Genomic DNA, 25,500 nt, shown 5'->3' with positions numbered 1-25,500 from the left:
GTCCCCCCGGCCGGGGGGGGTGGGCCCCACTCCACCACACTCTACCCCCCCGGGCCGCGCGCCGCGGGGGGGGGGGCGCCCCCGCGGGGGCGCCCCTCCTCCGTCGTCCGCGTACGCCCGGTCCCGGGGCACGGGAGCGGGCGCGGGGGCGGGGCGCCCGCTCTTCGGGCGCCCCGCCCCCCGGGACGGGCGGCGGGCCGTGACCCAGGGCCTCAGCCCTTGACGGCCCCCGAGGTCAGACCCTCGGTGATGTAGCGCTGGAGGAACCAGAACACCGCCAGGGTGGGCAGGGACAGCATGATGGCGCCGACCGCGAACATCCCGAAGTTCGCGTTCCGCTGGGAGGACACCAGCTGGTAGAGCCCGAGGCCCAGGGTCTTGGCGTCGGTGTCGCGCAGGAACACGCTCGCCATCAGGAACTCGTTGATGGTGGAGATGAACACCAGCAGGCCCACGATCGCCAGCACGGGCGTGACCAGCGGCAGCATGATCCGGAAGAACACCTGGGCGTGCGAGGCCCCGTCGATCTGCGCGGACTCGTCCAGCTCCTTCGGCACGGTGTCGAAGAAGCCCTTCATCAGCCACGTGTTGATGCTGAGCGCGCCGCCCAGGTACACCAGCAGCAGCCCCCACCGGGTGTCGAAACCGATCCCCGGGTAGTACTCGCCCAGCGTGGTGAACATCAGGTAGATCGCCACGATCGCCAGGAACTGCGGGAACATCTGGATGACCAGGAGGCCCACCAGCCCCACCCTGCGCCCCTTGAACCGCATGCGGCTGAAGGCGTACGCGGCGAGCGCGGACAGCATCACCGTCGCGGCGGCGTTGGTGACCGCGAAGAACAGCGAGTTCGCGTACCAGGTGGTGAACGGCGTGTTCGTGAAGAGGTCGCGGGCATTGGCCAGACTGGCCCCGGTCGGCCACAGCTGCGCACTGGACAGGGTGCCCAGCGGGTTGAGGGCGGCCGAGACGACGAACAGGACCGGGAAGACCGCGAAGGCCACGACCGCCAGCATCACCAGGTGGCGCCAGCCGAGCCGGACGGCCCACAGGGAGAACCGGGTTCCCGCGCTGCGCCGGTAGGGCGTGCGCGCGGTACCGGTGGCGTGCACCGCCATCAGTCCACCTCCTCGAGGGCCTTGCTCCGGCTGAGGCTGATCACGGACATCCCGGCCACGATCAGGAAGATCATCACCGACAGCGCGGCCGCGTACCCGTACTCCGCGGTGGCCTCGTTGAAGGCGAGGCGGTAGGTGTAGGTGATGAGCAGGTCCGTGGCGCCGGCCGTCGGGTTGTCCGGGGAGAACGGGCCGCCCCGGCTGATCAGCCACACGGCGTTGAAGTTGTTGAAGTTGAACGCGAACGTCGCGATCAGGATCGGTGTCATCGCGACCATCAGCAGGGGCAGGGTGACGTTGCGGAACGCCTGCCAGGGGCCCGCTCCGTCGATCTGCGCCGCCTGACCGAGTTCGCGGGGGATGGCCTGGAGCGCTCCGGTGGCCACCAGGAACATGTACGGGTAGCCCAGCCACACGTTGGCGAGGATCACCGCGGCCCGGGCGCTCCACCGGTCTCCCAGCCAGTCGACCTGCAGCCCCAGCATCCTGTTGAACAGCCCGAAGTCGGTGTTGAACATGTCCCGCCACAGCAGGAACATCGCCAGGGAGCTCATCGCGTACGGCAGGACCACCAGGATCCGGTACACGACCTTGCCGCGCAGTTTGGGGACGTGCAGGGTGAGGGCGACCGCCAGGCCCACCACGAACACCAGGAAGGTGACCGCGACGGCGAAGGCGATGTTCCACACCAGGATGCCGAAGAACGAGGACGCGAAGGTGGGGTTGAACAGGAACCGGGCGAAGTTGTCGAAGCCGACGCCGACCTGCCAGCCCTGCGCCAGGCGCTGCCCCTCCTCGTCGTAGAACGCGCCGCGCTCGTCGTCGGCGTGGTAGACCGTGCCGGTCTCGGAGTCGGTGACGCAGTCGCACCCCTCGTCGTAGACGCGGGTGGCCGTGCCCTCGAACGCGCTCGACAGGCCGCTGGAGCGGATGCCGGAGCCGTTGCCGGAGGGCACCGCGAACTCCGACAGCTCCTCGCTGCGGGCGTTGACCTCGGCGGGGGTCAGGATCGAGTACCCGAAGGCCTCGGTGACCTTGCCCGACGGCTCGACGGTCGCCCCGGTGAGCTCCGTGAGCCCCTCCGCGTCGCCGGCGTAAGCGTAGCCCTCGTCGTCGACCAGGAGGAAGACCAGGTCACCGGTCTCGGGGGAGCCGGTGACCGCCACGGTGAGCGTGTACTCCTGAGCGCCGTCGGGGCTGCTCACGGAGTACGCCTCGATGGCGGCGATCGCCTGCTGCTTGTCGCCGCGGTGGCCGTCGCTGAGGTTCGTGACGGACGTGCTCATCGTGTAGAGCACGGGCAGGATCTGGAAGGCGAGCAGGAACAGCACGCCCGGGACCAGGTACTTGACCGGGACGGCGCGCTTGGACAGGTAGACCGCGTAGACGAGTGCGACGACGCCGGCGACCAGGGCGATGCCCAGCCAGTTGCCCGCCACGTAGAGGGGGAGGGCCGCCCACACGCCGAGGGCGGTGAACAGGCCGAGGAGGGAGATCTTGACGAGCTGCCCGCCGAGCGAGCCGTTGCCGGCGAACCGGCCGCCGGGGAGGCCCTTGCGGGCGGGCGCCCCCTTGCCGGGGGCGCCCGCGGTGTCGGTTTTCCTTGACGCCACCGCTACTCGCCGATCTGGTCGGCGATCGTCTCGTGGGCGGCCTCCATGGCCTCACGGACGTCCGCGCCGCCGATGATGGCGGCCTGGGCGATGCCCAGCGGTTCCCAGGTCTCGCCCATCTCGGGGATGGAGGGCATCGGCATGCCCTCGGCGCCGGCCTCGGCGATCGCCGCGATGTTGGGGTCGTCGGCGGAGACCGTCTCGAGGGCCTCCAGCTGGACCGGGGTGCGCGGGTCGGCCTCGTAGAGGCTGAGGATGAAGTCGGTGTCCGTGACGTAGTTGGTCACGAACTCCTGGGCGAGGGCGCTGTTGGCGCTGCCCTCGGTGACGAAGAACGCCTGGTAGCCGATGTAGGGGGTGGCGGGACCCTCGCCCTCGAAACCGGGGATGGGGCTGATCGCGTAGTCGATCCCCGCCTCGTCGGCGTCGGCGATGTTCCACGGGCCGGCGACGAAGAAGGGCGCGTCGCCCTCGTAGAACAGGACGGCGTCGTTCTCCAGGTCGATGGAGCGCCGCAGCACCCCCTCGCCGCCCTCGCCGTACTCGGCGATCCGCTCCATGGCGGCGATGGACTCGTCCGATCCCACGCCGAGGTCGGTCGGGTCCCAGTTGCCCTCGTCGTCCTGGCCGAAGAGGTAGCCGCCCGCGGAGCCGAACAGGGCGTTCATCCGGAAGGGGTCGCCCTCCTGGGTGACGGCCATGGAGAGCACCTCGCTGGTGTCACCGGCGTCCTTGAGCTCGGTCCCGACCTCGACCATCTCCTCGAAGGTCTCGGGGGCGTCGGGAACGAGTTCGGTGTTGCGCATCAGGAAGATGTTCTCCTGCGAGTACGGCACACCGAAGAGCTGTCCGTCGTAGTTGAGCGCCCGGACCGAGGTCTCGTCCAGGCCCGCGGCGCTGTCGCCGGTCAGCTCGATGGGCTGGACGGCGCCGTTGCGCACCAGGTTTCCCGTCCAGTCGTGGGCGCCGATGAAGACGTCGGGCGCGTTCCCGGCCTGGTGGGCGTTGAGCAGGTCGCCCTGGATATCGCCGAAGGTCAGGCTCTGGACGTCGACCTCGATGCCGTTGGCCTCGGCGAACTCCGCGGCGGCCCCCTGGATGGCGTCGGCGCGCTCGGGGTCGGACCAGATGACGAGGGCGCCCTCGGCCGACGCGTCGTCGCCCCCGCCTTCACCGCCGCCACCGCACGCGGTCGCCATCAGGGCGATCGCGGCGATGCCTGTCACCACTGGTGCGCTGCGGAATCTCATGGTGTGTTCCTTCCGGGAGGCCGTGCTGAGGAGGTCGCGCATGCGGTTCGCCGGTGGCCCCGGGTCCGTCGCGGGCATGCGTGGTGATGTGACGTTAGCAATAACTTGCAAGCTTTGAAAGGCTTTGCAGTCCTGCTGCATAAAGATGTGGAAACACCGCGGAAACGGACGTGTGATCGCCTGCCGGGGGTAGTCGCGCGGTGACCGCCTGATGATGATATCTGTGATGAACGCTCATTTAGTCACACCATTGGGTGCGATGCGGCCGTGAGCCGTGGCGGCGGGCGGTCGGCGGGTGCGGGGCCGGCGGCGGGGCGCCCGCGTGCGGGGGAGGGGTACGGGGGGCGGCGGGGGCCGCGGGCGGGGAAGGGCGGCGCCGGTGCCCGGCGCCGCCCGCACGGCGTCAGCCGCGCAGCCAGACCGCCGTCTCGGCCGGCAGGGCCAGGGAGCCGTCGGCCGGTGCGGCCACCGGACCGCTGGACACGAGCACCTCGCCGGACGCCGCGATCTCCGCGGTCTCCCCGCCGAGGTTCACCGCGACGCGCACACCCGGCTCGCGCTCGAAGTACAGCACGCCCTCGGGGGCGTCCAGCCAGGTCATCGCGCCGTCGCCCAGGGCGTCCAGCTCACGGCGCAGCCCGAGCGCCCTGGTGTACAGCTCCAGGGTCGAGCCCTCCACACCCCGCTGGGACGCGCGCGACAGGGCGCCCCAGCCCTCGGGGACGGGCAGCCACGGGGTGCTCCCCTCCGGGCCGAAGCCGAACGGCGCGCTCCCGTCCTCCCAGGGCAGCGGCACCCGGCAGCCGTCCCGGCCGCGCTCGGTACGGCCCGAACGCTCCCAGGTCGGGTCCTGGAGCGAGTCGTCCGGCAGGTCGGTGACCTCCGGCAGGCCCAGCTCCTCGCCCTGGTACAGGTAGACCGAGCCGGGCAGGGCCAGCATGAGCAGCGTCGCGGCGCGCGCCCGGCGCAGCCCCTGCTCTCCGCCGCCGAACCGCGTCACGTGGCGGGTCACGTCGTGGTTGGACAGCACCCAGGTGGTGGTCGCGCCCACCGCGCCGTTGGCGGCCAGCGAACCGTCGATGACCTCCCGCAGGCGGGACGGGTCCCAGGGGGCGGTCAGGTACTCGAAGTTGAACGCCTGGTGCAGCTCGTCCGGGCGCAGGTACCGGGCCACCCGGTTCGCGTCCTCGACCCAGGCCTCGGCCACCAGCGCGCGCTCGCCCGGGTAGGAGGCGGCGATCGCCGACCAGCGCCGGTAGATGTCGTGCACGCCGTCCTGGTCGAAGTACGGCAGCGTGGTGCTGCCGTCGAGCAGGTCGGCCTTGGCGCCCTCGGCGATGTCGGGCAGGGCCGGGTCCTTGACCATGCCGTGCGCGACGTCGATGCGGAACCCGTCCACACCCCGGTCGAGCCAGAAGCGGAGCACGTCGTCGAACTCGTCGTGCACCTCCTGGTTGGTCCAGTCGAAGTCGGGCTGCTCAGGGTCGAACAGGTGCAGGTACCACTGCTCGGGGGTGCCGTCGGGGCGCTTGAGGCGCGTCCAGGCGGGGCCGCCGAAGATCGACTTCCAGTTGTTCGGGGGCTGCTCCCCGTCGGGGCCCCTGCCGTCCCGGAAGACGTACCGGGACCGTGCCGGGTCGCCCGGCTCGGCGGCGACGGCCTCGCGGAACCACGCGTGGGCGGAGGAGGAGTGGTTGGGCACCACGTCGATGATCAGGCGGATGCCCAGGTCGTGGGCTGCGCCGAGGAGGGCGTCGAAGTCCTCCAGAGTGCCGAAGCGGGGGTCGACGTCGCGGTAGTCGGCGACGTCGTAGCCCCCGTCGGCGAGGGGGGAGACGTAGAACGGGGTCAGCCAGATCGCGTCCACGCCGAGCTCCGCCAGGTGGGGGAGGCGCTCCCGGATACCGGTGAGGTCGCCCTCCCCGTCACCGTTGGAGTCGGCGAAGCTGCGCACGTAGATCTGGTAGATGGCCGCTTCACGCCACCAGCGAGACTGAGGCTCCATCTTCGAGGGTCCTTCCCTGTGGCGACTGCAAGTTCTTGCGCAAGATTACCCCGAACTTTCGGCCATGTGACGGCGATCTCGACTAGAGTTACGCCCATGGGTCCACGACTTGCCGACATCGCGCGGCACGCAGGCGTCAGCGAGGCCACCGTCTCGCGGGTGCTCAATGACAAGCCGGGGGTCGGCGCCGAAACCCGCAAGGCCGTCCTGACCGCCCTCGACGTCCTCGGCTACGAGCGTCCCGCACGGCTGCGGCAGCGCTCGGCCGGGCTGGTCGGCATGGTCATCCCCGAACTGGAGAACCCGGTCTTCCCGATGTTCGCCCAGGCGGCCGAGGGAGCGCTGGCCCAGCGCGGGTACACGCCGGTGCTGTGCACCCAGACCCCGGGCGGAATAACCGAGGACGAGTACGTGGAGCTGCTCCTGGAGCGCAACGTCTCCGGCATCCTCTTCGTCTCCGGCAAGCACGCCGACACCACCGCACCGCACGAGCGGTACCACGCCCTGGTCTCACGAAGACTTCCGATCGTCCTGGTCAACGGGTTCGCCGAGGCCATCCCCTCGGCGTTCGTCTCCGCGGACGACCGGGAGGCCGGAAGGCTCGCGGTCGACCACCTCGTGGCCCTGGGCCACACCCGCATCGGCTTCACCAGCGGCCCCGAGCGCTACGTCCCGGTCCGCCGCAAGCTGGAGGGCTACCACCAGGCCCTCGCCAGGCACGGCCTCGACGGGAACGACCTCGTGGAGCTGTCCCTGTTCGGCGTCGAGGGCGGCCACGCGGCCGCCGTGCGCCTGATCGAGCGCGGCGTCACCGCCATGGTCTGCGGATCCGACATGATGGCGCTCGGCGCCATCCGGGCCGCCCGCCAGCGGGGCCTGCGCGTCCCCCAGGACTTCTCCGTCGTCGGGTACGACGACTCCCAGCTCATCGCCTTCACCGACCCCCCGCTGACGACCGTCCGCCAGCCGGTCAACGCGATGGCGCTGGCCGCGGCGCGCGCCCTGTGCGACGAGATCGCCGGGCACCCCGTCTCCCACACGGAGTTCATGTTCGACCCGGAGCTGGTCGTGCGCGGTTCCACCGCCATCGCCCCCGATCGGGGGAGCGCGTCCGGGCGGGTGGACCCTCCCCGCGGCCCCCTCCCGCAGCGGGCCGCCTCCCCGGCCCCCGCCCACGCCAACCCCTGACCCGGCCGGGCCGGACCCTGCACCGCCCCCGTCGGGGACGACGGCGCCCGCGGTCCCCGGACGCGGCAGTACCCCTGCCGCGCTTGCGTCGCCCCCCGCCCCGCGCGGGCGGGAGTCCGGGCCGGAGGAGGCCCCGGCGCCGGTCCCTGTGTCCCATCTCTCCGTGCCCCGCGCCCCGGCCGGGGCGCGTCCCGGCGACGGTCCGGCCGGGGCACGCCGCAGTGTCGGTGACACTGGAGGCATGCCTTCCGTTGCCCTCGACGGCGACCCCGTACCGCGTACCGGGGAACTGCCCGAAGCCTCCCTCGCCGAACTCGGCGGGCAGCCGCTCGGGTTCTACGTCCACGTGCCCTTCTGCGTCACACGCTGCGGCTACTGCGACTTCAACACCTACACCGCAGAGGAGCTCGTCTCCCGGGACGGGACCGCCACGGCCTCGCGCGCCACGTACGCCGACCAGGCCGTCGCCGAGGTCGCGCTGGCCGACCGGGTCCTGTCCGGCGCGAGGCCCCCGGTCAGCACCGTGTTCGTCGGCGGCGGCACGCCGACCCTGCTGTCCGCCGAGGACCTGGGCCGGATCGTCGCCGCGGTCCGCGACCGGTTCGGGTTCACCCCCGGGGCCGAGGTCACCACCGAGGCCAACCCCGAGACCGTCACGCCCGAGTACCTGGTCCGGCTGCGCGAGGCCGGGTTCACCCGGATCTCCTTCGGCATGCAGAGCGCCCGCCCGCACGTGCTGAAGGTCCTGGAGCGCGGCCACACCCCCGGCCGCTCCGAGCAGTGCGTGGGATGGGCCCGCGAGGCCGGGTTCGACCACGTCAACCTCGACCTGATCTACGGCACGCCGGGCGAGACGGACGACGACTGGCGGGCCTCCCTCGACGCCGCGGTCTCCGCCGGCCCGGACCACGTCTCCGCCTACTCGCTGATCGTCGAGGAGGGCACCCGGCTCGCCGCCCGGGTGCGCAGGGGCGAGCTCACCGAGCCCGACGACGACACGATGGCCGACCGCTACCTGATGGCCGACGACGTCCTCGCCGGGGCCGGGTTCACGGCCTACGAGGTGTCCAACTGGGCGCGCACGCCCGAGGGGCGCAGCGCCCACAACCTCCTCTACTGGACCGGCGGTCACTGGTGGGGCGTGGGGCCCGGCGCGCACAGCCACGTCGGCGGCACCCGCTGGTGGAACGTCAAGCACCCCGCCGCCTACGCCGCCCGCCTGAACTCGGGCGACAGCCCGGGCCAGGCCCGCGAGGTGCTCACACGGGAGGAGCGGCGCTTCGAGCGGATCCTGCTCGAACTGCGCGTGGAGCAGGGGTGCCCGCTGGACCTGCTGGAGCCGCACGGGCGCGCCGCGGCCGAGCGCGCCGTCGCCGAGGGCCTGCTGGAGGCCGGCGCCCACGGCGCGGGCCGCGCCGTCCTGACCCGCCGTGGGCGCCTGCTCGCGGACGCCGTGGTGCGCGACCTCACCTGAGGGTCCGGGCGCACGCCGAGGGGGCCGGGCAGGTTGCCCGGCCCCCTCGGGCGTTCCCGCGGCGTGCGCCGCGCCGCTACTTGACCCAGTCGACGTTGACCGGGTAGCGGTACCACTCGCCGCGGTTGGCCGCTGTGCCCGCCAGGATGCCGAACACCACGGCCAGCACCCACAGGACCAGGCTCAGGAGCCCGCCGATGAGGATGAACGACAGCGGGATCGAGATGACGTAGCCGATGGTCAGCAGGATCTGGAAGTTCAGTGCCTGCGCCGACTGGTGGCGGAGGAAGGGCGACTCGTCCTTCTTCACCAAATACATGATCAGCGGGACGAGGAAGCCCAGCACGATCCCGCTGAGGTGGGTCAGGAGCGCCATCGTGCGCTCCTCGGAGTTGGGCTGGCCGGTCGTCGCCGACGACTGGCCGTAGCCCCCGTGGGGCGGGTAGCCGGGGGGCGGATAGCCGCCCTGCTGGTAGTCGCCCTGCTGGTAGCCGCCGGTCTGCTCCTGGTACCCGGGCTGCCCGGGATAGCCGGGCGGGCCCTGGTAGCCGCCCGGGTCCTGGTGTCCGGGGTAGCCGGGCGGCGGATATCCGCCGGGCTGTCCGGGGTGGCCGCCGCCCGGGTACCCCGAGGGGTCCTGAGGGGGCGGCGGGTATCCGCCGGAACCGCCGGGGGGCGGATAGCCGCCCGACCGGCCCCCGGAGCCGTCGTCGCGGCCGGTCGGGTCCCCCTGGCCGTAGGGGTCCTCTGACTGGTTGTTCGGGTACGACATGGTGGTTCCTTCGGGTGGACTCGCTCGGACCGTGCTTCGGGACGGCCTCACTTCAGCAGGCGGATGCTGACCGGGTAGCGGTACCAGGTCCCCTTGTTGGCGCTGTTGGCGCCCATGACCCCGAACACGATCGACACGATCCAGACGACCGCGATGAGGAGGGATCCGATCCAGGACAGTCCTGGGAAGAAGATACCCAGACCGATGAAGACGACCCAGGCGAAGACGTACGGGATCAGCAGCGTGATCTGGAAGTTCGCCGCCTCCGAGGCGTGGTGCCGGACGAACGGCGACTGGTTGCGCTTGGCGAGGTAGACCGCGAGGGGCGGGATCCAGCCGAAGCAGGCGATCACGAAGCCCGAGAGGTGGGCGAGCATGGCCACCAGCGTGCTGTTGTCACCCCCCTGGGCGGGCGGCTGCGGCTGGCCGTGGGCTGCCTGCGCCCCGGGGTACTGCGGCTGCTGGGGATGTCCGTAGGCCTGCGGGTGCTGCGCGTGGTCGGGCTGGGGGGCGTACCCCTGCGGGCCGCCGGCCGGTCGGCCGTAGGGCTGCTGGGGCTGTGCCTGGTGGGGGTGCCCGTAGGGCTGCTGTGCCTGCAGACCGTAGTCCTGGTGGCCCTGGTCGGGCTGCGGGGCGTAGGGGGACTGGCCGCCGGTCGGCTGTCCGTGGCCGGGGTGGGGCTGCTGTCCGTACGCGGGCTGGGCCCCCGAGGGCTGCCCGTACGCGGGCCCGCCGTAAGGCTGCGGGGGCTGGTGCCCGTGGGCCTGCTGCTCTCCGCCGGGAGGGGCGAAACCGGGCTGTGCCGGGGGCCCGCCGTAGGGCTGCTGGGGCGGTTGTCCGTAGCCGGGCTGTCCGTACGGGGGCTGTGCCTGGTCGGGCTGCGGGGCGTAGGGTGACTGGCCGCCGGAGGGCTGTCCGTGGCCGGGGTGGGGCTGCTGTCCGTACGCGGGCTGGGCCCCCGAGGGCTGCCCGTACGCGGGCTGTTCGCCCGAGGGCTGTCCGTACGGGGGCTGTGCCTGGTCGGGCTGCGGGGCGTACGGGGACAGGCCGCCCGACGGCTGCCCGTACCCGGGCTGCTGCGGTCGGCCCTCACCCCGGGGGCCGTACTCCTGCTGCCCGCCGTCCGGCTGCCCGGGCTGCCGGTCCTGGTCGGGGTCCTCCGGGGACGGGGGGTTCGTCGGGGTCTCGCTCATGCTCTTCCTTGGCTCCGCTCATGAGTGGCGGTTCTTGTACTTTCGCTCGTACCGACGACCGCGCGGGGCCGGAGGCGGGCGACCGCGGCGCCGGACACCGGGTGTCCGGACCGCGCCCTGGGCAGAATCCTAGGTCCTGGGGCCGTACCGGCGCGAAAACGGCCCGGTCACGGGTGGGCGCCCCGACCCGACGACGGGTCCCCGGGCTCGTCCGGATGGGGCCCCGTGACGAAGTCGATGAGCTCCTCCACGCGTCCGAGCAGCGAGGGCTCCAGATCAGCATAGGTACGGACCGACCCGAGGATCCTGCGCCACGCCTCACCGGTCTCCAGCCGCCACCCGAGGGCCTCGACGACGCCCTCCTTCCAGGGGCGCCCGCGCGGAACCTCCGGCCAGGCCCCGATCCCCACTGCGCCCGGGCGCACCGCCTGCCAGACGTCGACGTAGGGGTGGCCGGCGACCAGCACGTGCTCCCCGCGCACCCGCTCGGCGATCCGGCTCTCCTTGGACCCGGGGACCAGGTGGTCGACGAGGACCCCCAGGCGGCGGCCCGGGCCGGGGGAGAAGTCCGCCACGATCGAGGGCAGGTCGTCGACGCCCTCCAGGAACTCGACGGCGATCCCCTCGACGCGGAGGTCGTGGCCCCAGACCTTCTCCACGAGCTCGGCGTCGTGCGCGCCCTCCACGTAGATCCTGCTCTCCCGCGCCGTGCGCGCGGCGGCCCCGGGCACCGCCACCGAGCCGGACGCGCTCCGCAGGGGTCCCCGCGGCGCGGGCGCGGGGCGCACCAGGGTCACGGGTCTCCCGTCGAGCAGGAAGGCGGCCGGGCCGAGGTCGAACACCCTGCGGCGCCCCGCGCGGTCCTCCAGGGTCACGCTGGACCTGTCCCACGTCACGACCGCTCCGCAGAAGGCCTCGTCGGCGTCCTCCACGACCAGGTCCCGACTCAGGGCGACCTCGCGCACGGCCCCCTTGCGGGGCAGCCGCCAGTCGCCTGCGAGCACGTCGCGGCCGTAGCGGCCGGTTCCCTTGGTAGCCACGGTCGTGCAGTCTACTGGGGGAGGGTGTCGGTTCATCCGCGCCGTGGCGCACGTCGCCGCTCCGGAGGGAAGATCCGGCGCCTCCGCCGGTGTTACCGCCGAGGGGTAGCCGTCCGGGTTTGCGGCCGGGCATAGAATTAGCACTGAGGACCCCGGAGTGCCAGGAGGTGGCGAGTTGCTGGACGAGCGCAAGCTCGCTGTCCTGCGAGCGGTCGTGGAGGACTTCGTCAACACGAACGAGCCCGTCGGCTCCAGGGCGCTGGCCGACCGGCACAGGCTCGGGGTCTCTCCCGCGACCATCCGCAACGACATGGTCGCGCTGGAGGAGGACGGGTACATCGCCCAGCCCCACACCAGCGCGGGACGCGTGCCCACGGACAAGGGGTACCGGCTCTTCGTCGACCGGCTCTCCTCCGTCAAGCCCCTGTCGGCGCCGGAGCGCCGCGCCATCGAGTCCTTCCTCGCCGGAGCGGTGGACCTGGACGAGATCGTCGCGCGGACCGTGCGGCTCCTCGCGCAGCTCACCCGCCAGGTCGCGATCGTGCAGTACCCGTCGCTGACCCGTTCCTCGGTCCAGCACGTCGAGCTGGTCCCCCTGGGGGGCCAGCGGGTCATGATGGTCGTGATCACCGACACGGGCAGGGTCGAGCAGCGCGTCATCGACGGCCTCGGCGAGGTCAACGGAACCGCGGTCAACGACCTGCGCTCCATGCTCAACCGCGCCATCTCCGGTCTCCACCTCGGAGAGGTGCCCGACGCGGTGGAGGACCTGCCCGCGCAGGTCCCGCCCGAACACCGCCAGATGGCGGTGGCCGTCCTCTCCGTCCTGCTGGAGAGCCTCGTCGAACGGCACGAGGAGAAGATCGTCCTCGCGGGGACGGCCAACCTCGCCGCCGTGGACTTCGCCGCCAGCCTGCGGGACGTCCTGGAGGCGCTGGAAGAGAACATGGTCCTCATCCGTTTGCTGGGTGAGGCGAAGGACCCGTCAATGCTCACGGTGCGCATCGGCGCGGAGAACTTCCACGAGGGTCTCCGGTCCACCTCCATCGTCTCGGCCGACTACGGTGTGGGAAACCAGTCGCTCGCCAAGATCGGTGTCGTGGGGCCCACCCGGATGGACTATCCGGGAACAATGGGAGCGGTACGCGCCGTGGCTCGGTATGTCGGACAGATTTTGGCAGGACAGTAACTCAGTGGCCAGAGACTATTACCAGGTTCTCGGGGTGCGTCGCGACGCGTCCAAGGACGAGATCAAGAAGGCGTACCGGAGGCTCGCGCGCGAGCTCCATCCGGACATCAACCCCGACCCCGCGACCCAGGAGCGCTTCAAGGAGGTGACCCAGGCCTACGAGGTCCTCTCCGACGAGAACAAGCGCCGGATGTTCGACATGGGCCAGGACCCCTACGCTCCCGGCGGTGGCGGCGCGGGAGGCTTCGGCGGCGGGGGCGGGTTCGCCTTCGACGACATCATGAACGCCTTCTTCGGCGGCGGCCAGCCCGGCGGGCGCGGCCCCCGGGAACGGGTCCGGCGCGGGCGCAGCATCAAGATCCGGGTCGAACTGGACCTGGTGGAGACCGCGTTCGGGGTCAGCAAGGAGATCACCTTCCCCACCGCGATCCTGTGCGAGACGTGCCAGGGCGAGGGGACCGCGGCCGGTTCGCACCGCACCACGTGCGAGATGTGCCACGGCCAGGGCGAGGTCTCCCAGGTGACGAGGTCCTTCCTGGGCCAGGTCATGACCTCCCGCCCCTGCCCGCAGTGCTCGGGCCAGGGCTCGGTCATCACCAACCCCTGCGGCGACTGCGCGGGAGAGGGCCGGGTGCGCGAGAAGGTCACCCGCACCGTCAAGATCCCGGCCGGCGTCGACGACGGCACCCGGATCCAGCTCGCCGGAGAGGGTGAGGTCGGCCCCAACGGCGGCCCGCGCGGCGACATCATCCTGGAGATCATCCAGCGTCCCCACCCGACCTTCGAGCGGCGCGGCGACGACCTGCACTGCACGGTGACGGTCCCCATGACGGCCGCCGCGCTGGGCGCGTCCTTCGCCTTCGACACCCTGGACGGGACCGAGAACATCGATCTGCGGCCGGGCACCAACTCCGGCCACGTCATCACCCTGTCCAACAAGGGCGTCACGCACCTGGACGGGGGAGGCCGGGGCGACCTGCGCATCCGCGTCGACGTGGAGACCCCGGGCAAGCTCGACGAGGAGCAGGAGAACCTCCTCCGCAAGTTCGCCGAGCTGCGCGGCGAGGACCAGTCCCCGGGGCGGTTCAGCCCCGGGCACGGCGGCCTCTTCGCCAAGCTCCGCGACGCCTTCGGCGCGAAGTGACACCCCCCGTCTTCCTGGTCGGGACCGCCGCACTGGCGGCCGACCGGGTGACGGTGGACGGCCCCGAGGGGCACCACGCCGCGGTCGTGCGGCGCATCAGGGAGGGCGAGACCGTCGACCTGTCCGACGGTCTCGGCCTGCGTGCCCGGTGCACGGTGTCCGCCGTGGGCAGGGACCACGTCGTCTGCACGGTGGTGGAGCGCCGGGAGGAACCCGCGCCGCGTCCCCGCCTGACCGTGGTCCAGGCGCTGCCCAAGGGCGACCGCGGCGAACTGGCCGTGGAGATGATGACCGAGGCCGGGGTGGACACGATCGTGCCCTGGGCCGCCGAGCGCTCCGTCACCCGCTGGAAGGGCGACCGGGCGGCCAAGGCGCTGGCCAAGTGGCGCGCCACCGCGAGGGAGTCGGCCAAGCAGGCGCGGCGGGGGCGGCTGCCCCTGGTCGAGGACCTCGCGGACCGGTCCGCCGTGGCCGGGCTGCTGGCCGGAGCCGACCTGGGCGTGGTCCTGCACGAGGACGGGGCCGGACGCCTGGCCGAACTGGACCTGCCCTCGGGCGACGGTCCGGGGATCGTCGTGGTGGTCGGCCCCGAGGGCGGGTTCTCCGACGCCGAGCTCGACGCGTTCACCGCGGCGGGCGCCGTGCGGGCCCTGCTGGGACAGAGCGTGCTGCGCACCTCCACCGCTGGGGTCGCCGCCCTGGCGGTGCTCCAGGCGCGCACCGGGCGCTGGTAGCGGCGAGGGGCACGGGGCCGGGAGCGGGCACACCGCCGACGGAACGACGGAGGCGGGGGGGGGGGGACCCCCCGCCCCCGCACCCGACGGGACCGGCGCCCCCCGCCCCCGGGGGGAGGCCCCCGCCCCCGGCACCGGGGGCGGCGGCCGGGGGGATCCCCCCGGCCGCCTCCGTCGTCGGACCCGGCGCACCGGGCCCGCGTGTCACTCCCCGGGCACGGCCCGGTTGCTGGTGGCGTCGCCGCCGGTGCTGCCGGAACCGCCGCCGGAGGTCTCCTCACCGCCGCCGCCGGCCCCCTCGTCCCCGCTGCCGGCGCCGGGGGCCTCCCCGCCACCGCCGCTGCCGCTCTCGTCACCGCCGCCGGCCTCGCCGTCGGTCGGCTCCTCGCTCGGGTCGCACTCCTCCTCGGAGGCGGAGGCGCCGCCGTCCTTCTCCTCCGCGGAGGCGCTGGGGGAGGGCGCCGGCCCGTCCGCGGGGGGAGAGCAGGTGGACGCGGTCTCGACGCCCTCCTCGGCCGGGTCCTCGTCCTCGCCGGAGCTGGGTGAGCTCTCGGGGTCCCGAGGCGGCTCCGCCGGCTGCTGCGTGCTCCCCTCGGTGGAGTCGGAGGACGGGTCGGGGGCGGCCACGCCGCCGCCGTCCGCGTCGTGCTCGGGAGGGGCGCCGTGGCGATCGGCCCCCGCCGGGACGAACTCCAGCACCTGGTCGCGGACCTGGGGGCTGGACACGACCACGGAGGCGGCGATCATCACGGCCCCCGCCACCGCCGCCACCGGTCGTAGCCAGGGCAGGCCGAACCAGGCGAAGCCGCGGTTGCGCTCGGTGCGCTCGCGGATCAGGTTCAGGGCCTCCGGAGAGGGCTCCACCGTGCTCGCCTCGGCCATGAGGACCTGGCGCAGCCGGTCCTCGAAGGCGTCGTCGGTCGGATCTGTCGGACCGGTCATGTCGTCTGCTCCAGAACAGAGCGGAGCGAGGAGATGCCACGGGACGTGTGGCTCTTCACCGCGCCCCGGCTGATCCCCATGGCGTCCGCGATCTGAGCCTCTGACAGGTCGCCGTAGTACCGGAGCACGATGGCCTCTCGCTGACGGGTGGGTAGTTTGCGCAGGGCACGGATGACCGCCTCCCGCTCCAACAGGTTCAGGGCGCCGTGTTCGGCACTGGGGGCGTCGGGGAGGGCCTTGGGGGCGTGCTTCTCCACCACCGCCCGGTGGCGGAGCACGGACCGGGCCTTGTTCACCACCGCCTGGCGGAGGTAGGACAGGGCCTTGTTCGGGTCGCGCAGCCGGCGCCAGGCGCCGTGCATCGCGACGAACGAGTCCTGAACGACTTCCTCCGCGGTCGCGTGGTCGCGGACGAGAAGGGATGCGAGCCGAACGAGCGGACGGTAGTGCTCCCTGTAGAGCTCCGTCACGGCGTGGTCGGCGTCCCACTCCACCGAGAGCGGGGCCGTGGGGGCTCCGGCCACCATGGTTTCTGTCGTCACGTCAGTTCGACGCACACCCTTGTCGCGGGGTTTACGAAAGGGCATACCTCTTCTTTTCCAGGTAGACGCGCGTTTCATTCCGAACACGTGGGTACCGGGCCGGGGCGGACGTTTCCGACGACCCGACGCGCACGGGTGGAAAGCCTATCGCGCCTGGGACGGAGGCCGTTGCCGAACGGGCTCCCGGACCGCGGCCGGCGGCCTTCCCGGGATGGGCCGCCCGGCGCCGACCTGCGGCATCATGGTCCGGGACAACCCCCAGACGGCGGCCGTTCCGGCGGCCGCGAACACACCACGGAGGTTCGCGATGGCCCATGAGGACTGCCTCTTCTGCAAGATCGTGAAGGGGGAGGTGCCCGCCGAGATCGTCCGGGAGGGCGAGCGGACCCTCGCCTTCCGCGACATCAACCCCCAGGCGCCCACACACGTGCTGATCGTCCCGCGCGACCACCACCCCGACGCCGCTGCCGCTGCCGCCGCCGGCGCCGGGCTGCTGGACGAGATCGTCCGGGACGCACACGAGGTCGCCGTGGCCGAGGGCGTCGCCGACACCGGGTACCGCCTGGTGTTCAACACCGGCAGCGGGGCCGGGCAGACGGTCTTCCACCTCCACGGCCACCTCCTGGGCGGCCGCGGCCTCAACTGGCCCCCCGGGTAGGGGCCGGTCCCGGGCCCCGGACCGTTCCGGACAGGGCGCGGGCCCGGACCGTCCGGGACCCGCGCCCGGCCGCTGCCGGAACCGGCCCCGTCAGGCCCCGCGCGGCCCCGTCCACAGGCGCCGGATAACCCATCGAGCGGGGCGGGGACGCCTTGGTAGACTCGGGGTGTGGGCTTCCAGAGCCCGGTGGGACTCCTGTGGAACACCGGCGCGGAGCCCCGCCCGGCGCCCCGCACGGTGCCGGGGCCGTCCAGGAGACGCCGCGCCCGTCCAGGCGGGCGGCGCCCGAGCGAAGGGTAGGACAGCGGCCGCAAGGCCACACCATGGCCGAGACAACGCACACGCACCCGCGACGGGACACTCAGGTCAAGGTCGTGGTGCCCGACGAGCACACGATGATCAGCCTGCTGGGCTCGGGGGACGAACTCCTCAGGGCGTTGGAGCGGGCCTTCGAGAGCGACATCCACGTCCGAGGCAACGAGTTCACCATCAGCGGGACCCCCGAGGAGACCGCCGTGGTGGTCCGTCTCGTCGAGGAGCTGATCGAACTCGCCAAGAGCGGCACGCACGTCACCCCCGACACCATCGAGCGCATGGTCCACATGCTGGCGGCGCCCGGTTCGGAGCGGCCCGCGGACGTGCTCACGACCAACATCCTGTCCAACCGCGGCAAGACCATCCGGCCCAAGACGCTCAACCAGAAGCGCTACGTCGACACCATCGACCGCAGCACCGTGGTGTTCGGCATCGGCCCGGCGGGCACCGGCAAGACCTACCTGGCCATGGCCAAGGCGGTCAAGGCGCTCCAGGACAAAGAGGTCAACCGGATCATCCTCACCCGTCCCGCGGTGGAGGCCGGTGAGCGGCTGGGCTTCCTGCCGGGCACGCTCTACGACAAGATCGACCCCTACCTGCGGCCCCTCTACGACGCCCTGCACGACATGCTCGACCCCGATTCCATCCCCAAGCTGATGGCCGCCGGGACGATCGAGGTCGCGCCCCTGGCGTACATGCGGGGCCGGACCCTGAACGACTCCTTCATCATCCTGGACGAGGCGCAGAACACCTCGCCCGAGCAGATGAAGATGTTCCTGACGCGCCTGGGCTTCGGCTCCAGGATCGTGGTCACCGGTGACGTCACCCAGGTGGACCTGCCCGGCGGGCAGGCCAGCGGGCTGCGGACCATCGAGACGATCCTGAGTGACATCGACGACATCGCCTTCTGCCGGCTCACCAGCGAGGACGTCGTCAGGCACAAGCTCGTCGGCAAGATCGTCGACGCCTACGGGCGTTACGACGCCGTCCAGAACGACCGTCAGGGCGACCGCAGGGGGGACCGCCGCCGCGCCGGGGGCGGCCGCGACCGGGGCCCGTCCCCGCGCGACGAGCCCTCCGACACCCCGAAGGACCCGGGGACGGGGAGCACCCGCCCCGGGGAGCGGGCAGACTGAGGTAGTACGGCGTTCGCACCGGTGGGTCCGTGAGCATGCGGGCCCACCGGTTCGGGTGTCCCGGGTGAGGGCCGCAGACGGCGCACCCACCGGCCGGGCGCGCCGCCCGGCCGCGACGATTCCAAGTGAGGCAGCCGCAACCGATGAGTATCGACGTCGCCAACGAGTCCGGCGTCACCGCAGTGGACGAGGAGCGACTCTCCCGCCTGGCCCGGCACGTGCTCGACGCCATGCGCGTCCACCCCCTGGCCGAGCTGTCCGTCGTGCTGGTGGACGAGGGGCCGATGACCGACCTGCACGTGCGGTGGATGGACGAACCGGGCCCCACCGACGTGCTCTCCTTCCCGATGGACGAGCTGCGCCCCGGCGGCCCGGGGCGCACCAGCGAGCCCGGCGTCCTCGGTGACGTGATCATCTGTCCGCAGGTGGCCGAGCGCCAGGCCGAGAAGGCCGGGCACAGCACACAGGCGGAGATCGACCTGCTCTGCACCCACGGCATCCTCCACCTGCTGGGCTACGACCACGCCGAACCGGAGGAGCACAAGGAGATGTTCGGCCTCCAGGGCGAGATCCTCGCCGCCTGGCGTGAGCGGGAGTCCGCCGGGTCCGCGAAGGACGAGAGCTCCTGATGAGACCCCTGATGTGGCCCGACGTCGCCCCCATGACCACGGGGGAGCCCGCCGAGTGGATCACCGCCTTCGTGATCGCGCTGGTGCTGACCGCGGTGGCCGGGTTCCTGGTGGCGGCGGAGGTCGCCATCACGCGAGTCATGTCGGTGGGCCTTCCCGAGGCGACCGGTCCGGAGCGGGCGGCCAGGGCCGACCGCCGCTGGGGCAGGGTCGCCGCCGACCCGACGCGCCACCTCAACGCGCTGCTGTTCCTGCGCGTGGTGTGCGAGGTGTGCGCGGTCATCGCGGCGGCCATGGGGATGGTGTTCCTCCTGGGGCTGGGGTGGCCCGCCCTGCTGCTGACCGCGGTGGCGATGGTCGTCGTGGAGTCCGTGCTGATCGCCATAGCACCGCGCATCCTCGGCCGCCAGTTCGCCGGGCAGTTCGCCCGCGCGAGCGCGGCGGTGGTCTACCCGGTCCAGGTCGTGGTGGGTCCGCTCGCCCAGCTCCTGGTGGGCGCGGGGCGCGCGATCACGCCGCGGGGCAAGGGCGACCGCGAGGGGCCGTTCAGCACCGAGGTGGAGCTGCGCCAGCTGGTCGACCTGGCGGAGCAGGGGGAGGTGATCGACGCCGAGGAGCGGCAGATGATCCACTCCGTCTTCAAACTCGACGACACCTCCGTGCGCGAGGTCATGGTGCCCCGCCCCGACATCGTGTTCACGAGCCGCGACGCCGACGCCGACGCGGTCCTCACCCTGGCGCTGGGGAGCGGGTACTCGCGCATCCCCGTGACCGGCGAGGACGAGGACGACGTCGTCGGCATCGTCTACCTCAAGGACCTGGTGGACCAGCTCCGCGACCGCTGGGCGGCGTCCGCGGGCAGTGCCGGGGCGGAGGTGCCGCTCACCGCCGGCGACGTGATGCGCACGGCGTCCTACGTGCCCGACACCAAGCCCATCGACGAGCTGCTCCGCGAGATGCAGCAGCAGCGCAACCACGTCGCGGTGGCCATCGACGAGTACGGCGGAACGGCCGGGCTCGTCACGCTGGAGGACATCGTGGAGGAGATCGTCGGGGAGATCACCGACGAGTACGACCACGAGATCCCGCCGGTGGTCTGGCTGGACGACGGCAGTGTGCGGGTGACGGCCCGCCTGCCCCTGGGCGAGCTCGACGAGCTCTTCCCCGACCAGGACCTCGACGTGCCCGACGTGGAGACCGTCGGCGGACTCGTGGCGTTCGTGCTGGGCCGGGTGCCGGTCGGCGGGGCCCGGGCCGAATACGCTGGACTGAGGCTCACCCTGGAGGGCAAGAGCAGCCGCCGCAACCGGATGACCACGGTCCTGGTGGAGCGGCTGCCCGAAGAGGGGGCCGGGGCGCCGGACGACCGGGGCCGCAACGAGGACGTAAGGAGCACGGACCAGTGACGGAGACGACGGGGCTCGGACCCGAGGACGGCAAGCTCATCACCCTCGCGCGGGCCTCCCGGGCCCGCAACGCGGCGGCGGAGGGCGCTGCGGTGCGCGACGAGACGGGACGCACGTACGTGGCCACGACGGTGTCGCTGCCCTCCCTCCGGCTGACGGCGCTCCAGGCGGCCGTGGCCGCGGCCGCCTCCAGCGAGGCCTCCGCGCTGGAGGCCGCGGTGGTCGTCACCGAGGCCAAGGAACTGACCGAGGACGACCGCGCGGTGGCGGACGACCTGAAGACCCAGGTGGTGGTGATCGCCGCCCCTGACGGGGTGCCCGCGAGCATCACCCGGCGCTGAGAAGGACCCATGAACGACCTCGACCTCGAGAAGCTGCGCGTCCCGCTGCCGGCCCCCTCCCACCCGGAGGGTTTCCGCAGCGGCTTCGCCTGCTTCGTGGGCCGCCCGAACGTGGGCAAGTCCACGCTGATGAACGCGCTGGTCGGGCAGAAGGTGGCGATCACCAGCAACCGGCCGCAGACCACGCGGCGCACGGTGCGCGGTATCGTCCACCGGCCCGGTTCCCAGCTGATCATCGTGGACACCCCGGGCCTGCACAAGCCCCGCACCCTGCTGGGCGAGAGGCTGGACTCGCTGGTGCGGTCCACCCTGGTCGAGGTGGACGTGATCGCCTTCTGCCTGCCCGCGAACGAGCCGATCGGCCGGGGCGACACCTACATCGCCAAGGAGCTGGCGGAACAGCGCAACACCCCGGTGGTCGCCCTGGTCACCAAGACCGACCTGGTCGACAAGGAGGCCGTGGGCAAGCACCTGATGGCGGTGGACGAGCTGGGCGACTGGGCCGACATCGTCCCGGTGTCCGCGCAGGGCGCGTTCCAGCTCGACACCGTCACCGACGTGCTGTCCTCGCACCTGCCGGAGGGGCCGCCGCTGTACCCGGACGGCGACCTGACCGACGAGCCGGACGAGATGCTCGTGGCGGAGCTGGTCCGCGAGGCCGCCCTGGAGGGCGTGCGCGACGAGCTGCCGCACTCCATCGCCGTGGTCGTGGACGAGATGTTCCAGCGGGAGAACACCCGGCCGGGCAAGGAGCTGGTGGACATCTACGCGTCGCTGTACGTGGAGCGCCCCAGCCAGAAGGCCATCGTCATCGGCTCGAAGGGCTCGCGCCTGCGCGACGTGGGCTCACGGGCCCGCAAGCAGATCGAGGGCCTGCTGGGCCAGCGGGTGTTCCTCGACCTGCGGGTGCGCGTGGCCAAGGACTGGCAGCGCGACCCCAAGCAGCTGCGCAAGCTGGGCTTCGACCAGCAGACGTAGCGACCCGTGCGGAAGGGGCGGACCGGCCGGTCCGCCCCTTCCGCCGTTCCCGGGCCGGGTCAGGACTGGTTGTTGAGGTCCGTGGCGAGCATGGTCGCGCAGTGCTGCACGATGGGCGCGGCGCGCTCCACGAACTCCCAGCTGACGCGGGCCTCCGGACCGGAGACGGACACGGCCATGCCCGACGGGGCGCCCGCGACCGGGACCGCGACGCACCGCACCCCGATCTCCTGTTCGCCGTCGTCGATGGCGAACCCCTGGTCGCGGACCCTGTGCAGCTCGGTGACGAACCGCTCGGGCTCGGTGATGGTGCGGTCGGTGGCCGCGGGCATCCCGGTGCGGCGCACCGTGGCCAGGGCCTCCTCGTCGCTCAGCTGGGAGAGCAGGGCCTTGCCCACCCCGGCGGAGTGCGGCAGCACGCGGCGGCCGACCTCCGTGAACATGCGCATGGCGTGCGGCGAGGGGACCTGCGCCACGTAGATGACCTTGTCGCCGTCCAGCATGGCCAGGTTCGCGGTCTCCCCGAGGTCCTCCACGAGCTGGGCCAGGTGCGGCCTGGCCCAGGTCCCGAGCATCTGGGAGGCCTTGTCGCCCAGGCCGATGAGCCGGGGGCCGAGCGCGTAGCGGCGGGAGGGGAGCTGGCGCACGTACCCGTTGCCCACCAGGGTGCGGATGATGCGGTGGATGGTCGGGAGCGGGAGGCCGGAGGACTCGGCCAGCTGGCTCAGCGAGGTCTCGCCGCCCGCCTCCGCCATGATCTCCAGCAGGGAGAAGGCGCGGTCGAGCGACTGCACACCACCGGAGCGTTCGCGTTTGCCCGCTTCGTCGGTGACTAGAGAGGTCTGTGGGACTGACAACGGACGCGCTCCCGTGGGCTGTGGCGTGGGTTCAGGCTCTTGCTTCTGCGATACGAAAAAGGGTTCTCGGCATCAGTGTCTTCTATAGCACGGGCGAAACCGGCTGTCCGGGTGTTCTGGGGCCGCTGTGGTCCGGGCGGTCCGGACTTCCCCATGGTCTCTCTTGTTCTTCCGGATTGCAAAAGTTAGCATCCACGATAGGAAAAACATCGCTTCGGAGAGGACACACACGTGGAAGAGGACCGGTCCGAAAGCCGTCGCCCGGCGCCCGATCTCGCCCTGGACGTGCTCACCGCGGGGCTGAACGCGCGCCTCGCCGACGCGGACGCCAGGCTCGCCCTCGCCTACCCCGGCTCCTCCGGGGCCCGGCAGCCGGTGCACACCGTGTACGTCCCGGCGGACCGGGTGCGGCCCGGCCTCGCCGCCGAGTGGGGGAAGGACGCCGCGGCCTCGCTGGCCGAGTACGCGCCGACGGCCGCGGACCTGGCGGAGGCGACGGGGACCGACGTGGCCGCGGTGGCCGAGATCCTCCCCCGGCTGGCGGACAAGCTGGCCGCCGAGCCCGTCGAGGACCTGCGCGCCGACCTGGAGGACGGCTACGGGGACCGGGGCGACGAGGCCGAGGACGCCGACGTCGTGTCCGCGGCCCGTGCCCTCTCGGCCGACCTCGCCGCGGGGCAGGCCCCGCCCCACTTCGGCATCCGCATGAAGGGGATGGAGGCCGCCGGGCGGGCCCGGGGCGCCCGCAGTCTCGCCCTCTTCCTGGTCACGCTCATGGAGGAGAACGGGGGGCTTCCCGCCAACCTGGTCCTCACCCTGCCCAAGATCACCTCGGTGGAGCAGGTCGAGGCCATGGTGTGGCTCACCGACGAGCTGGAGGAGCGCCTCGGCCTGGAGGCCGGGAGGCTGCGCTTCGAGCTCCAGATCGAGACCCCCCAGTCGATCCTGCTCCCCGACGGGACCGCCGCGGTCGCCCGCATGATCCACGCCGGGCAGGGCCGGGTCAGCGCCCTCCACTACGGGACCTACGACTACAGCGCCGCGTGCGGGGTCACCGCCGCGTACCAGAGCATGGCCCACCCGGTCGCCGACCACGCCAAGGCCGTCATGCAGGTGGCCGCGGCCGGCACGGGCGTGTGGCTGTCGGACGGGTCCACCAACGTGCTGCCCGTCGGCTCCCCGGAGGAGGTGCGCTCCGCGTGGAGACTGCACGCCTCCCTGGTCCGCCGATCCCTGGAACGCGGGTTCTACCAGGGGTGGGACCTGCACCCGCACCAGCTCGTCACCCGCTACCTGGCCACCTACGCCTTCTACCGGGAGGCCTTCGCCCCCGCCGCCGCCCGCCTGCGCGCCTACCTCGGCGCCGTCGCGGGAGGGGTGCTGGACGAGCCGGCCACCGCCCAGGCCCTCGCCGCGGCCCTGGTCAGCGGGGTGCGCTGCGGGGCCCTGGACGAGACCGAGGTGGCCGAGGCGTCCGGGGCCGACACCGCGACCCTGGTCGGCCTGGCCACACGACGCGTCGGACAGGAGTAGGGACACATGACGCGACACGATCTCGCCGTACGCGCCCGCAGAGCCGTCACCCCCGAGGGGGAGCGGTCCGTCACCGTCGGGGTGCGCGACGGCCGCGTGGTGGACGTCCTCGTCGGGGACCGGGCGCCGCTGATCGCCCGCAGGGAGATCACCCTCGCCGAGGACGAGGTGCTCCTGCCCGGGCTGGTCGACACCCACGTGCACGTCAACGAACCGGGGCGCACCGAGTGGGAGGGGTTCGCCTCGGCCACCGGGGCCGCCGCCCTGGGCGGCGTCACGACCCTGCTCGACATGCCGCTGAACAGCGTGCCCCCCACCACCACCGTCGCGGGCCTGGACGCCAAGCGGGCCGCGGCCGAGGGCAAGCTCGCCGTGGACGTGGGCTTCTGGGGCGGGGCCGTTCCCGAGAACAGCCGCCCCGGGGACACGAAGGAGCTGACCGCGCTCTGGGAGAGGGGCGTCTTCGGCTTCAAGGCCTTCCTGTCCCCGTCCGGGGTGGACGAGTTCGGCCACCTCTCCCCGGAGGAGCTGCTGACGGCGGCGGAGGCCGTCGGGGAGTTCGGCGGCAGGATCATCGTGCACGCCGAGGACCCGGCCGTGCTGGAGACCGCCCCGCCGGCCTCCGGGCGCGACTACGCGGACTTCCTGGCGTCGCGCCCCGACACCGCCGAGCACGCGGCGATCGCCAGGGTGATCGAGGTGGCGCGGCGCACGGGCACCAGGGCGCACATCCTGCACCTGTCCAGCGCCTCGGCGCTCCCGCTGATCGCACAGGCCCGGGCGGACGGTGTTCCGCTCACGGTGGAGACCTGCCCGCACTACCTCACCCTGGAGGCCGAGGCGGTGCCCGCCGGGGCCACCCAGTTCAAGTGCTGCCCGCCCATCCGGGACTCCGCCAACAGGGACCTCCTGTGGAGGGCGCTCCGGGACGGGCTGATCGACTGCGTGGTCAGCGACCACTCACCGAGCACCCCCGACCTGAAGGACCTGGACACCGGCGACTTCGGGACCGCCTGGGGAGGGGTCTCGGGGCTCCAGGTGGGCTTCGCCGCCGTGTGGACGGAGGCGCGCCGCCGCGGCGTGGACCTGGTGGACGTGGTGCGCTGGATGTCCTCGGCGCCCGCGCGGGTCGCCGGGGTGCGCAACAAGGGCGCGATCAGGGTGGGCCACGACGCCGACTTCGCGGTCGTCGCCCCCGAGGAGTCCTTCCGGGTGGACGTGCGCGCGCTCCGGCACCGCAACCCGGTGAGCCCCTACGACGGCGCCGACCTCGTGGGGCGCGTGCGGCGCACCGTCCTGCGCGGCGAGGACGTCGGCCCGTCCGGCGCGGCCGGGCGGATGCTGCTCCGGGACTGAGCCGGCCCCGGGGCCGACGGTCCGAGGGGGCCGCCCCCGTCCCTCCCCGTTCCGGGGCCGGGGCGGGGCGGCCCCCTCGGACCCGTG

General features: G+C 72.6%; 23 protein-coding genes. 13 read left to right on the top strand and 10 right to left on the bottom strand.

The annotated features are described in order from the left end of the window. Positions 1-212: 212 nt before the first annotated feature. From ABZ234_RS31425 to ABZ234_RS31410, 4 genes are all read right to left on the bottom strand, one after another. The gene (locus tag ABZ234_RS31425) at positions 213-1,118 is read right to left on the bottom strand and encodes a sugar ABC transporter permease (RefSeq protein ID WP_355014432.1); all 906 of its coding nucleotides are present in this window, start codon (positions 1,116-1,118) and stop codon (positions 213-215) included. Continuing rightward, on the bottom strand, positions 1,118-2,731 hold the full coding sequence (locus tag ABZ234_RS31420; RefSeq protein ID WP_355014431.1) for an ABC transporter permease subunit: 1,614 nt from the start codon (positions 2,729-2,731) through the stop codon (positions 1,118-1,120). Before ABZ234_RS31420 ends, ABZ234_RS31425 begins: the two co-directional genes overlap by 1 nt. A 2-nt stretch (positions 2,732-2,733) precedes the next feature. Continuing rightward, a complete protein-coding gene (locus tag ABZ234_RS31415) occupies positions 2,734-3,981 on the bottom strand; it encodes an extracellular solute-binding protein (protein WP_355014430.1) in 1,248 nt (415 codons plus the stop codon). Between the two features lie 403 nt (positions 3,982-4,384). Further along, positions 4,385-5,986, bottom strand: a complete 1,602-nt coding sequence (locus ABZ234_RS31410) for a glycoside hydrolase family 13 protein (protein ID WP_355014429.1) — start codon at positions 5,984-5,986, stop codon at positions 4,385-4,387. Positions 5,987-6,082: 96 nt separating this feature from the next. Here ABZ234_RS31410 and ABZ234_RS31405 point away from each other — a divergent pair, with 96 nt between their 5' ends. Together ABZ234_RS31405 and hemW are read left to right on the top strand one after the other, a co-directional pair. Further along, the gene (locus ABZ234_RS31405) at positions 6,083-7,174 is read left to right on the top strand and encodes a LacI family DNA-binding transcriptional regulator (RefSeq protein WP_355014428.1); all 1,092 of its coding nucleotides are present in this window, start codon (positions 6,083-6,085) and stop codon (positions 7,172-7,174) included. A gap of 241 nt (positions 7,175-7,415) precedes the next feature. Next, on the top strand, positions 7,416-8,648 hold the full coding sequence (gene hemW / locus ABZ234_RS31400; protein WP_355014427.1) for a radical SAM family heme chaperone HemW: 1,233 nt from the start codon (positions 7,416-7,418) through the stop codon (positions 8,646-8,648). A gap of 76 nt (positions 8,649-8,724) precedes the next feature. On the opposite strand, the gene ABZ234_RS31395 is transcribed toward hemW, so the two are convergent. The 3 genes from ABZ234_RS31395 to ABZ234_RS31385 form a co-directional block, all read right to left on the bottom strand. After that, a complete protein-coding gene (locus tag ABZ234_RS31395; protein WP_355014426.1) occupies positions 8,725-9,420 on the bottom strand; it encodes a DUF4870 domain-containing protein in 696 nt (231 codons plus the stop codon). A gap of 47 nt (positions 9,421-9,467) precedes the next feature. Continuing rightward, entirely contained in the window at positions 9,468-10,613 is a 1,146-nt protein-coding gene (locus tag ABZ234_RS31390) for a DUF4870 domain-containing protein (protein ID WP_355014425.1), read from the bottom strand. A 167-nt stretch (positions 10,614-10,780) separates the two neighbouring features. Further along, on the bottom strand, positions 10,781-11,653 hold the full coding sequence (locus tag ABZ234_RS31385; RefSeq protein ID WP_355014424.1) for a DUF3097 domain-containing protein: 873 nt from the start codon (positions 11,651-11,653) through the stop codon (positions 10,781-10,783). Positions 11,654-11,828: 175 nt separating this feature from the next. Here ABZ234_RS31385 and hrcA point away from each other — a divergent pair, with 175 nt between their 5' ends. The 3 genes from hrcA to ABZ234_RS31370 are packed head-to-tail and all read left to right on the top strand — an operon-like array spanning position 11,829 to position 14,720. Beyond that, positions 11,829-12,842, top strand: coding sequence for a heat-inducible transcriptional repressor HrcA (gene hrcA / locus ABZ234_RS31380; protein ID WP_267950474.1), 1,014 nt, complete (start codon positions 11,829-11,831; stop codon positions 12,840-12,842). Between the two features lie 4 nt (positions 12,843-12,846). Further along, positions 12,847-13,986, top strand: a complete 1,140-nt coding sequence (dnaJ, locus tag ABZ234_RS31375) for a molecular chaperone DnaJ (protein WP_267945986.1) — start codon at positions 12,847-12,849, stop codon at positions 13,984-13,986. Beyond that, the gene (locus ABZ234_RS31370) at positions 13,983-14,720 is read left to right on the top strand and encodes a 16S rRNA (uracil(1498)-N(3))-methyltransferase (RefSeq protein ID WP_355014423.1); all 738 of its coding nucleotides are present in this window, start codon (positions 13,983-13,985) and stop codon (positions 14,718-14,720) included. The genes dnaJ and ABZ234_RS31370 overlap by 4 nt, the downstream gene beginning before the upstream one ends. A 204-nt stretch (positions 14,721-14,924) precedes the next feature. Here ABZ234_RS31370 and ABZ234_RS31365 read toward each other — a convergent pair whose 3' ends face one another. After that, on the bottom strand, positions 14,925-15,662 hold the full coding sequence (locus ABZ234_RS31365; protein ID WP_355014422.1) for a hypothetical protein: 738 nt from the start codon (positions 15,660-15,662) through the stop codon (positions 14,925-14,927). Beyond that, positions 15,659-16,189 carry a SigE family RNA polymerase sigma factor gene (locus ABZ234_RS31360; protein ID WP_267950473.1) on the bottom strand — a complete coding sequence of 177 codons (531 nt, stop codon included), beginning with the start codon at positions 16,187-16,189 and terminating at the stop codon, positions 15,659-15,661. The genes ABZ234_RS31365 and ABZ234_RS31360 overlap by 4 nt, the downstream gene beginning before the upstream one ends. A gap of 322 nt (positions 16,190-16,511) precedes the next feature. On the opposite strand from ABZ234_RS31360, the gene ABZ234_RS31355 reads away from it, so the two are divergent. The 6 genes from ABZ234_RS31355 to era all read left to right on the top strand — a co-directional run bounded on the left by ABZ234_RS31355 (position 16,512) and on the right by era (position 21,667). Then, entirely contained in the window at positions 16,512-16,862 is a 351-nt protein-coding gene (locus tag ABZ234_RS31355) for a histidine triad nucleotide-binding protein (protein ID WP_267945983.1), read from the top strand. 323 nt (positions 16,863-17,185) lie between these two features. Continuing rightward, the gene (locus ABZ234_RS31350; protein WP_344180846.1) at positions 17,186-18,313 is read left to right on the top strand and encodes a PhoH family protein; all 1,128 of its coding nucleotides are present in this window, start codon (positions 17,186-17,188) and stop codon (positions 18,311-18,313) included. A gap of 143 nt (positions 18,314-18,456) precedes the next feature. Next, positions 18,457-18,942 (top strand): rRNA maturation RNase YbeY, encoded by a 486-nt coding sequence (gene ybeY / locus ABZ234_RS31345; protein WP_267945981.1) that lies wholly within the window; start codon positions 18,457-18,459, stop codon positions 18,940-18,942. Then, positions 18,942-20,348: a hemolysin family protein gene (locus ABZ234_RS31340; protein ID WP_344180844.1), complete on the top strand. Its 1,407-nt coding sequence runs from the start codon at positions 18,942-18,944 to the stop codon at positions 20,346-20,348. The genes ybeY and ABZ234_RS31340 overlap by 1 nt, the downstream gene beginning before the upstream one ends. Beyond that, positions 20,345-20,689 carry a cytidine deaminase gene (locus ABZ234_RS31335; protein ID WP_267945979.1) on the top strand — a complete coding sequence of 115 codons (345 nt, stop codon included), beginning with the start codon at positions 20,345-20,347 and terminating at the stop codon, positions 20,687-20,689. Before ABZ234_RS31340 ends, ABZ234_RS31335 begins: the two co-directional genes overlap by 4 nt. 9 nt (positions 20,690-20,698) lie before the next feature. Next, positions 20,699-21,667, top strand: a complete 969-nt coding sequence (gene era, locus ABZ234_RS31330; protein ID WP_267945978.1) for a GTPase Era — start codon at positions 20,699-20,701, stop codon at positions 21,665-21,667. Between the two features lie 59 nt (positions 21,668-21,726). Here era and ABZ234_RS31325 read toward each other — a convergent pair whose 3' ends face one another. After that, on the bottom strand, positions 21,727-22,461 hold the full coding sequence (locus ABZ234_RS31325) for an IclR family transcriptional regulator (protein ID WP_267945977.1): 735 nt from the start codon (positions 22,459-22,461) through the stop codon (positions 21,727-21,729). 294 nt (positions 22,462-22,755) lie between these two features. Between ABZ234_RS31325 and ABZ234_RS31320 the strand changes: the two genes are divergently transcribed. Together ABZ234_RS31320 and allB are read left to right on the top strand one after the other, a co-directional pair. After that, a complete protein-coding gene (locus tag ABZ234_RS31320) occupies positions 22,756-24,057 on the top strand; it encodes an aldolase (RefSeq protein ID WP_355014421.1) in 1,302 nt (433 codons plus the stop codon). Between the two features lie 6 nt (positions 24,058-24,063). After that, complete coding sequence (gene allB, locus ABZ234_RS31315; protein ID WP_355014420.1) at positions 24,064-25,413, top strand: allantoinase AllB; 1,350 nt, start codon at positions 24,064-24,066, stop codon at positions 25,411-25,413. Positions 25,414-25,500 lie beyond the last annotated feature (87 nt).

The organism is Nocardiopsis sp. NPDC006198, from assembly GCF_040613895.1.
GTDB classification, from domain to species: domain Bacteria; phylum Actinomycetota; class Actinomycetes; order Streptosporangiales; family Streptosporangiaceae; genus Nocardiopsis; species Nocardiopsis tropica.
Note: the sequence above shows the minus strand (reverse complement) of the source record. Positions and strands in the feature narration are given on the sequence as shown.